At 74.3% G+C, this 9,861-nt stretch carries 2 protein-coding genes and 1 pseudogene; 2 read left to right on the top strand and 1 reads right to left on the bottom strand.

The genetic code is table 11. The features are described from left to right. Window positions 1-37: 37 nt before the first annotated feature. Window positions 38-5,968: pseudogene (locus PUR61_RS01060) on the top strand (SDR family NAD(P)-dependent oxidoreductase); the annotation flags it as partial. A gap of 84 nt (window positions 5,969-6,052) precedes the next feature. Here the strand turns inward: PUR61_RS01060 and PUR61_RS01055 are convergent. After that, window positions 6,053-8,401 carry an FHA domain-containing protein gene (locus PUR61_RS01055; protein ID WP_329874643.1) on the bottom strand — a complete coding sequence of 783 codons (2,349 nt, stop codon included), beginning with the start codon at window positions 8,399-8,401 and terminating at the stop codon, window positions 6,053-6,055. Window positions 8,402-8,679: 278 nt separating this feature from the next. On the opposite strand from PUR61_RS01055, the gene PUR61_RS01050 reads away from it, so the two are divergent. Next, on the top strand, window positions 8,680-9,861 hold a 1,182-nt coding region (locus PUR61_RS01050; RefSeq protein WP_329874641.1), incomplete at its 3' end, for a beta-ketoacyl synthase N-terminal-like domain-containing protein.

Here is a 9,861-nt window from a genome sequence, read left to right as displayed (position 1 = left end):
TACCGCCGTCGCGTGGGGCCCGTGGGCCCGGGTGGGCATGGCGGCGGACGACGAGACGGCCGCGCAGTTGCGCCGCCGGGGTCTGAGCCCGATGGATCCCGCCCGGGCGCTGGCAGCGCTGGCGTCGGCCGTCGGCTCGGGGGACGAGGCGGTCACCGTCGCGGACGTCCGCTGGGCGGACTTCCTGCCGCTGTTCACCGCGAGCCGCGCCCGACCGTTCTTCGACCGGCTGCCGGAGGCCGCCGAGTCGGCTGCCGCGCCGGAGTCGGACTCCGGGCTGGCCGCGCGGTTGGCGGGTCTGTCGTCGGCGGAGCGGCAGCGGACCGTGCTGGAGCTGGTCCGGGCCGAGGTCGCGGCGGCTCTCGGCCATGCGTCGGCCGGGGAGATCGAGGCGTCTCGGGCGTTCAAGGAGCTGGGCTTCGACTCGCTGACCGCCGTCGAACTGCGGAACCGTCTGCGGTCGGCGACCGGGCTGGCACTGCCGGCGACGCTGGCGTTCGACTACCCGAGCGCCGAGCGGCTCGCCGCGTACGTGCTGGCACAGGTGGTGGGCAGCGCGGAGGCAGCCGCACCGACCGGGGCGGCGGTTCCGGTCGCGGTCCAGGACGACCCGGTGGTCATCGTGGGCATGGGGCTGCGGTTGCCGGGCGGGGTGGAGACACCCGAGGCGTTCTGGGATCTGGTGGCCGAGGGCCGGGACGGCATCGGGGCCTTCCCGACCGACCGTGGCTGGGACCTGGAGGGGTTGTACCACCCCGACCCGGACCACGCGGGCACCTCGTACACCCGGCACGGGGGCTTCCTCTACGAGGCCGGCGAGTTCGACGCCAGGCTGTTCGGGATCTCGCCGCGCGAGGCGCTGGCGATGGATCCGCAGCAGCGCCTGTTGCTGGAGACGTCGTGGGAGGCGTTGGAGCGGGGTGGGGTCGATCCGCTGGGCCTGCGCGGCGAGCCGGTGGGCGTGTTCGTCGGTGCCTCGTTCATGGGGTACGGCATCGGGTCGGTGGAGAGCGGGGAGGGCCTGGAGGGGCACCTGCTGACGGGTACGGCCTCGTCGGTGATGTCCGGCCGGATCTCCTACTCCTTCGGGCTCGAAGGCCCTGCGGTGACGGTGGACACGGCGTGTTCGTCCTCGCTGGTGGCACTGCACCTGGCGGCGCAGGCGCTGCGGTCGGGTGAGTGCTCGATGGCGCTGGTCGGCGGTGCGACCGTGATGCCGAACGCCGATGTGTTCGTGGAGTTCTCGCGTCAGCGGGGTCTGGCGCCGGACGGCCGGTGCAAGTCGTTCGGCGCTGGTGCGGACGGGACGGGCTGGTCCGAGGGTGTCGGCATGCTGCTCGTGGAGCGGTTGTCGTCGGCGCGGGCGGCGGGTCGTCAGGTTCTGGCCGTTGTGCGGGGCACGGCGGTGAACCAGGACGGTGCGTCGAACGGTCTGACGGCGCCGAACGGTCCGTCGCAGCAGCGGGTGATCCGGGCGGCGCTGGCGCAGGCGGGGTTGAACCCGCAGGACGTCGACGCCGTCGAGGCGCACGGCACCGGCACGACGCTCGGCGACCCCATCGAGGCCCAGGCGCTCCTGGCGACGTACGGGCAGGACCGGGACGGCGGCGAGCCGTTGTGGCTGGGGTCGGTGAAGTCCAACATCGGGCACACGCAGGCGGCGGCCGGTGTCGCGGGCATCATCAAGATGCTGCTGGCGATGCGGCACGGGACGCTCCCCGCCACCCTGCACGCGGACGAGCCGTCCCCACACGTGGAATGGTCGGCCGGTGAGGTCGAGCTGCTGACCGAGTCGCGTCCCTGGAACCCCGGGGACCGGCCTCGTCGGGCCGGCGTCTCGGCGTTCGGCGTCAGCGGCACCAACGCGCACGTCATCCTCGAAGAGGCCCCCACAGGGGAGGTCCCGGCCGACGGCCCGGAGCCGACGGTCGTCCCGGTGCTGCTCGCCGGGCACACCGAGTCGGCGCTGCGGGCCCAGGCGGAGCGTCTGCGGCACGTCGCCGACCAGGATCTCCACGCGCTCGCCGCGGCTGCGGCGCGGCGCCCGGCGCTGGCGCATCGTGCGGTGGTGCTCGCGGGTGGGACCGACGAGCTGACGGCCGGGCTGGACGCGGTGGCGTCCGGTGCGGGTGGTCTGACCGGCACCGCACGGGCGGGTCGGGTGGCGTTCCTGTTCACGGGTCAGGGTGCGCAGCGTGCGTCGATGGGCCGGGGGTTGTACGAGGCGTTCCCGGTGTTCGCGGATGCCTTCGACCAGGTGGCGTTGCACCTGGATGCCCATCTGGACCGGCCCTTGGCGGAGGTCCTCGCGGACGAGGAGTTGATCCACCGGACGGGATATGCGCAGCCGGCCCTGTTCGCGGTTGAGGTGGCGTTGCATGCGCTGCTGTCGCACTGGGGTGTGCGGGCGGACGTCCTGGTCGGGCACTCGATCGGTGAGATCGCCGCCGCGCACGTGGCCGGGGTGCTGTCCCTCGGGGACGCGGCCACGCTGGTCGCCGCACGCGGCCGACTGATGCAGGCCCTTCCGGCTGGTGGGGCGATGCTCGCCGTCGGAGCCTCCGAGGCGGACGTCCTCGCCGCGTTCCCGGACGTGGACGTCGCGGTGGTGAACGGCCTGTCCTCGGTCGTCGTGGCCGGGCCGGAGGCCGAGATCGACGCCGTCGCGGAGGCGGCGGGCGAGCGGGGTTGGAAGACCAGCCGTCTGCGCACCAGCCACGCCTTCCATTCGCGGCTGATGGAGCCGATGCTGGAGGACTTCCGCGTGATCGTGAAGTCGCTGGCCTTCGCCGAACCGTCGCTCCCGGCGGTCTCCACGGTGACCGGCCGCCCGGTCCGGCCGGGCGAGTGGTCGGACCCGGAGTACTGGGTGGACCAGGTCCGCAAGCCGGTCCGCTTCGCCGACGCCCTCGAAGCGCTCGACGGCGTCACCAGGTTCGTCGAACTGGGCCCGGACGGTGTCCTGTCGGCGCTCGTCCAGCAGCCCGACGCCGTCGCCACGCCGCTGCTGCGCCGCGACCGCGACGAGGCGACCACCGTGCTCACGGCGCTCGCGACCCTGCACGTCAACGGCGTCCCGGTCGACTGGTCGCCCTTCTTCACCGGCGTCCGGCCGCTCGAACTCCCCGCCTACGCCTTCCAGCGGAAGCGGTACTGGCTCGCCGCGACCCGCGGTGCCGGCGATCTCGGTGCGGCCGGGCTCGGCGCCGCCGAGCACCCCTTGCTCGGCGCGGTCGTGCCGCTGGTCGACGGGGACGGGACGGTGCTCACCGGCCGGCTCTCGCTCGGTGACCAGCCCTGGCTCGCCGATCACGTGGTCGCCGGTGCGGCGCTGCTGCCCGGGACGGCGCTGCTGGAGCTCGCGCTCCAGGCCGCCCGCCAGGTCGGCTGCGACACCGTCGAGGAGCTGACGCTGCACGTGCCGCTCGTCGTTCCCGACCGGGCCGCGGTTCGGATCCAGGTGACGGTGGACGGCCCGGACGAGCGGGGCCGCCGGGACGTGCGCATCCACTCCCGTGACGAGCACGGCGACGGCTGGCAGCACCACGCCACCGGCGCCCTCGCGCCGGCCGGCGCGGCGGCGGGGCGGGCCGTCGAAACCTCCGCCGTCTGGCCGCCCGCCGGCGCGGTGGAGGTGCCGCTCGACGGCCTCTACGCCGGTCTCCGGGACATGGGCCTGGACTACGGGCCGGCGTTCCAGGCGCTTCGGGAGGTCTGGCGTCGTGGCGACGACCTGTTCACCGAGGTGGTCCTCGGCGAGGAGTTCCGGCGTGAGGCGTCGCGGTTCGGTGCGCACCCCGCGCTGATCGACGCGGCCCTGCACGCGCTGAGCCTTCCGGGCGGCGACGCCGAGGGCGGTGACGCCGACGCGCTGGCACGGCTGCCGTTCAGCTGGTCGGACGTGGCGGTGTACGCCGCCGGCGCGGACCGGTTGCGGGTCCGGATCAGTCCGGCCGGCGGTGACGCGGTCCGGTTGGAGGCGTTCACCACGACGGGGCAGGCCGTGCTCGCGGTCGGGTCGCTGGTGATGAGGCCGGTGCCCTCCACCCGTCCCGCGGCGGCGGACCTGTTCGCGGTCGAGTGGGACCGGGTGCCGGCGCCTGCCCCTTCGGCGGCCTCGTCGAGGGCCGGCTGGGTGGTGCTCGGGGAGCCGCTGCCGGAGCTGCCGGATGTGCCGGCGCGGGACGGCTTCGGTGCCCCGGTGGTGTTCGTGGCCGCGGGTGGCGCGGGCAGCGGCGGCCAGGGGGCCGGCGGGGTCGCCGAGGTGACCCGTGCCGAGGTCCGCCGGGTGCTGGCGGTCGTGCAGAGCTCGCTGTCCACCGACTCCCGGGTGGTGGTGCTGACCAGGAACGCGGTCCTGCCCGGTGGCGAAGGCGGCGAAGGCGGCGACGGCGTCGACCTCGCCGGGGCTGCGGTCTGGGGCCTGCTCCGGTCGGCCCAGCAGGAGAACCCGGACCGGTTCGTCCTGGTCGACGTCGACGAGGACGCCGCGTCCTGGCCGGCGCTGCCGGCGGCGGTGGCCTCCGGTGAGCCTCAGGTGGCGGTCCGTGGTGGCGCGCTGTTCGCGCCGCGGCTGGCGCGCACGACCGCCGGTGACCCGGCGATCGACCCGACCACCGGCCGGGCCACCGATCCGACCACCGCATCGGTCACGGACCCGGCCACGGACTTGGCGGTCGGATCGTTCGGCGCCGGTACCGTGCTGATCACGGGCGGGTCCGGCACACTCGCGGGCCGGGTGGCGCGTCATCTGGTCGGCTCCCACGGGATCCGCCGGCTGGTCCTGGTCAGCCGCAGCGGCGGCGGGGAGGCGGTGGCCGGGGAGCTCGGCGCCGAAGGCGTGGAGGTGACGCTCGCCGCGGCGGACGTGACCGACCGTGCCGCGCTGGCCGCGGTGATCGCCGGGATCCCGGCGGAGCACCCGCTGACCGGGGTGGTGCACACCGCCGGTGTCCTGGACGACGGGATCGTCGAGCAGATGACGCCCGACCGGCTCGACCGCGTCCTGCGGCCGAAGGTGGACGGCACGCTGCACCTGCACGAACTCACCCGGGGCCTGGAACTCTCGGCGTTCGTCCTGTTCTCGTCCGCGTCGGCGGTCTTCGGGACGCCGGGGCAGGCGAACTACGCCGCGGCCAACGGGTTCCTCGACGCGTTCGCCCAGCACCGCCGGGCGCTCGGCCTGCCGGGGCAGGCGCTGGCCTGGGGGCCGTGGGCCGAGGGCGGCATGGCCGGCGACCTGGACGAGGCCGACCGGCAGCGGATGGCCCGGGCCGGCGTGCTGCCCTTCGACGTCGCGTCGGGGCTGGCGGCGTTCGACGCTGCCGTGACCGCCGCGGCGGCGCCGGTGGTGCCGATCCGGCTCGACCTGGCGGCCGTGCGGGCGGCGGGGGAGGTGCCGGCGCTGCTGAGCGGCCTGGTCCGGAGGCCGGCGGTCAGGGCCGTGGCGCCCACGGTGGTGCCGGTCGCCCAGCGGTTGGCGGGGCTGTCGGACGAGGCGAGGCGCGAACTGTTGCTGGACCTGGTGCACGGCCACATGGCGACGGTGCTGGGCTACCCGGCCGACCATCCGACGGAGCCCGCCCGGGGCTTCCTCGACCAGGGGTTCGACTCGCTCACGGCGGTCGAACTGCGCAACGGTCTGACCGCGGTGACCGGCCTGCGCCTGCCGGCGACGGTGATCTTCGACTACCCGACCCCCGGCGACCTGGCCGAGCACCTGTTCGAGCAGTTGGCCCCGGTGGAGCCGGTGGCCCCGCCGCTGCCCGCGCTGGCCGAGCTCGACCGGTTCGAGGTCTCGTTGGCCGCCGACGGACTCGACCCCGCGGTGCGCGACCAGATCGCGGACCGGCTCCGGAGGCTGCTCGCGGGCTGGCAGCCGACGGAGGCGGACGAGGTCGTCGACCTGCTGGAGGAGGCCAGCGACGAGGAGATGTTCGCGTTCATCGACAACGACCTCGGCCTGTAGCCGGTCGGGGCGGGGTGGAGCGCCGGCACGCAGGGGCCGGCGCTCCACGGGCCGCGAGGGCGCGGCGCGACCGGTGGGCGCGGCCTACTTCCGCATGATCACGGGTTCGCGCCGGCGCAGCAGCCGGGCGACGACGAGTCCGAAGAGCACGGAGAGGGCCAGCAGCATGCCCATGTCGAGCAGCCAGACGCTGCCGCGGTGGGCGAACATCGGGTCGTCGGTGAGGGGGTCGGGCAGGAGGGCGCCCAGGTCGACGGTGGCGGCCATCGCGCCGAACCCCCAGCGCGCGGGCGCCAGCCAGGAGAGCTGGTTGAGGATCGGCGTCTGGTCGAGCTGGAGCAGCGCGCCGCAGAACACCACCTGGACGATGGCGACCAGGACCAGCAGGGGCATGGTCACCTCCTCCTTCTTCACCACGGCGGAGACGAGGAGGCCGAGGACCATCGTGGTGACGGAGAGCAGGGCGACGGCGAGGGTGATCTCCACCAGGCGCGGCAGGAACACGCCTCCGGCGCCCGGTGGTCCGAGCCCGACGCCGACCAGGGCGACCAGGGTGAGGACCACCGACTGGACGACCGTGATGGTGCCGAGCACCACGATCTTCGAGCAGAGGTACGCGGATCTGGACAGGCCGACGGCGCGTTCGCGCTGGTAGATGACGGTTTCCTTGACCAGTTCGCGGACGGCGTTGGCGGCCCCGGTGAGGACGCCGCCGACGCAGAGGATGAGCAGCGCGTTGAGGGCGGTGTCCTCGTCGAGCTGTCGGCCCGCGAGGGCGCGCGTCAGGGCGCCCATGATGAACGGCAGGGCGATCATCACGGCGAGGAAGGTCTTGTCGGCGGCGAGCACCGTGGTGTAGCGGCGGACGAGGGTGGAGACCTGTTTGCCCCAGCGCCTCGGGGTGGGTCGGGGGGCCGAGGCGCTGGGCGCCGGCGTGCCGGGGGTCGAGCGGGCGGGGTGGTCCATGGCGCCGGCGATGTAGCGCCGGTAGGGGGTGGACGCCCGGTACTGACCGGCCCAGTCGTGGTCGCGTCGGCTCTCGAAGGCTTCGAACGCCTGGGGCCAGTGGTCGAAGCCGAAGTGGCCGAGGGCCTCGCCGGGTGGGCCGTACCAGGCGATCCGGCCGCCGGGGACGAGCAGGAGCAGACGGTCGCAGAGGTCGAGGCTGAGCACGCTGTGGGTGACGACGATGACGGTGTGTCCGTCGTCGGCGAGGCCGCGGAGCATCTGCATGACCGAGCGATCCATGCCGGGGTCGAGACCGCTGGTGGGTTCGTCCAGGAACAGCAGGGAGGGCTTGGTGAGCAGTTCGAGGGCGACGCTGACGCGCTTGCGCTGGCCGCCGGAGAGACTGGAGATGACCTGGTCGGCGCGCTGGGTGAGGCCGAGCTCGCTGATCACCTCCTCGACCCGGGCCTCCCGTTCGGCGGGCGCGGTGTCGCCGGGGAAGCGGAGCTCGGCCGCGTACCGCAGGGCGCGGCGGACCCGCAGCTGGGTGTGCAGGATGTCGTCCTGCGGGACGAGGCCGATGCGGTGGCGCAGCTCGGCGTACTCGCGGTAGAGGTCGCGGCCGTCGTAGCGGACGGTGCCCCCGGTCGCGGGGCGGAGCCCGGTGAGGGCGTTGAGCAGGGTGGACTTGCCCGCGCCGCTGGGGCCGGTGACGGCCAGCAGGCTCTTCTCGCCGACCGGGAAGGTGACGTGGTCGAGCAGGACGTGGGTGTCGCCGACCGTGACGGTGAGGTCCTCGACGTCGAGGTCGACGATGCCGGTGTCGACGAACTCCTGGAGCTCGTCGCCGATCAGGCAGAACTCCGAGTGGCCGATGCCGACCAGGTCGCCCTGGCCGACGAGGGCCTCGAACACGGGCTGGCCGTTGAGGTAGGTGCCGTTGTGGCTCTCCAGGTCCGCGATCTCGTACCGGCCGTCGGGGAGGGCACGGAGTTCGGCGTGGTGGCGGGAGGCGGAGAGGTCGCTCACCACCAGGTCGTTGTCGGGGGCGCGGCCGATCCGGACGACGCGGGCGGACAGCGGGAGGATGCTGGTCGGCGGGCGGTAGGAGCCGGTGATCGAGGTGAGGGCGGACGACTGCCGCTGCTGGACGGTCATCGGCTCGGGCAGGGCGCTCAGGCTGCAGCGGGGCCCGTCGGCGGGATCGCCGAAGCGGACCACGCTGCCGGGGCCGACGTCCACGTGCCGGACGCGGTGGCCCTCGGTGTACGTGCCGTTGGTGGAACCGACGTCGTCGAGCACCCACCGGCCGTCCCCCTCGTGCAGGACGGCGTGGTGCCAGGAGACCCGGGGGTCGGTGAACACGACGTCGCTCGCCGGGTCCCGGCCGACGGCGTACGAGCGGCTCGGGCTCATGACCTGCGAGTCGCCTTCGGCATCGAGTACGAGCTGGGGCGCGCTGGGCCCGAACTCTCGTTCTCCCATACGGTCGATGCTAGTCCGGTGGGGGCCCGGGCGCCCGGGAGGCGGCGTCGTGACCCGGGCGCCTGCCCCCTGCCCCCTGTGACGGCCTCGGACCGCTCGATCGGCGGATCCCGGCCCGTCGGGGGGATTCCCGCCGGCAGGCCGGGATCCGCGGCTAAGGGACTCCTAGGGGTTGAGGGGCCCGAGGGACCGCTCCTACCGTCTGGGACGGTACCGCCGGTCCGCGGTGCCGTCCCACCCTGCGATCCCGGTGACCACCGGAGTGAGGTGACGCGCTGGTGTCGACTGAGCAGAGGCTCCGGGACTATTTGAAGCGGGTGACCGCCGACCTCCATCAGACGCGCAAGCGGCTGGCGGAGGCCGAGGCCGGCGCCCGCGAGCCGATCGCGATCGTCGGGATGGCCTGCCGCTACCCGGGCGGGATCACCACGCCGGACGAGCTGTGGAAGCTGGTGGACGAGGGCCGGGACGGCATCGGTCTGTTCCCGACCGATCGCGGCTGGGACGTCGAGGGGCTCTACCACCCCGATCCGGACCACCCCGGCACCTCGTACGCGCGCGAAGGCGGATTCCTCTACGAGGCCGCGGACTTCGACCCGGACGTGTTCGGGATCTCGCCGCGCGAGGCGCTGGCGACGGACCCGCAGCAGCGCCTGCTGCTGGAGACGGCGTGGGAGGCGCTGGAGCGGGCCGGGGTGGACCCGCTGGGCCTGCGCGGCTCCCGCACCGGCGTCTACGTCGGCCTGATGTACCACGACTACGCCGCGCGCCTGCTGGACGTCCCGGACGAGGTCGAGGCGTACCTCGGGACCGGCAACTCCGGGAGCGTCGCCTCCGGCCGGATCTCCTACACGCTCGGCCTGGAGGGCCCCGCGCTGACGGTGGACACCGCCTGCTCGTCGTCCCTGGTCACGCTGCACCTGGCGGCCCGGGCGCTGCAGGCGGGCGAGTGCGATCTCGCCCTCGCGGGCGGGGCCGCGGTGATGGCGACCCCGGAGACCTTCGTCGGGTTCTCGCGGCAGCGGGGTCTGGCGGCCGACGGCCGGTGCAAGTCCTTCGCGGCGGGTGCGGACGGCACCGGCTGGGGCGAGGGCGTCGGCATGCTGCTGGTGGAGCGGCTGTCGGACGCGCAGCGTCTGGGCCACCCGGTCCTGGCGGTGGTGCGGGGCACGGCGGTGAACCAGGACGGCGCCTCCAGCGGTCTGACGGCGCCGAACGGCCCGTCGCAGCAGCGCGTCATCCGCCAGGCGCTGGCGAACGCCGGTCTGACGCCGCGGGACGTCGACGTGGTCGAGGCGCACGGTACGGGGACGACGCTGGGCGACCCGATCGAGGCCCAGGCGCTGCTGGCGACGTACGGGCGGGACCGGGACGGCGGCGACCCGCTCTGGCTCGGGTCGATCAAGTCGAACCTCGGGCACACCCAGGCGGCGGCCGGGGCGGCCGGCATCATCAAGATG

Origin of the sequence: Streptomyces sp. BE20, assembly GCF_036322525.1 — a bacterium.
In the GTDB taxonomy this organism is placed as follows: Bacteria; Actinomycetota; Actinomycetes; order Streptomycetales; family Streptomycetaceae; genus Kitasatospora.
This window is presented reverse-complemented; position numbering and strand designations above follow the sequence as displayed.

Coding starts and splice junctions, on each gene's coding strand:
- PUR61_RS01055 (WP_329874643.1), bottom strand. CDS start 8,401: ATGGGAGAACGAGAGTTCGGGCCCAGCGCGCCCCAGCTCGTACTCGAT.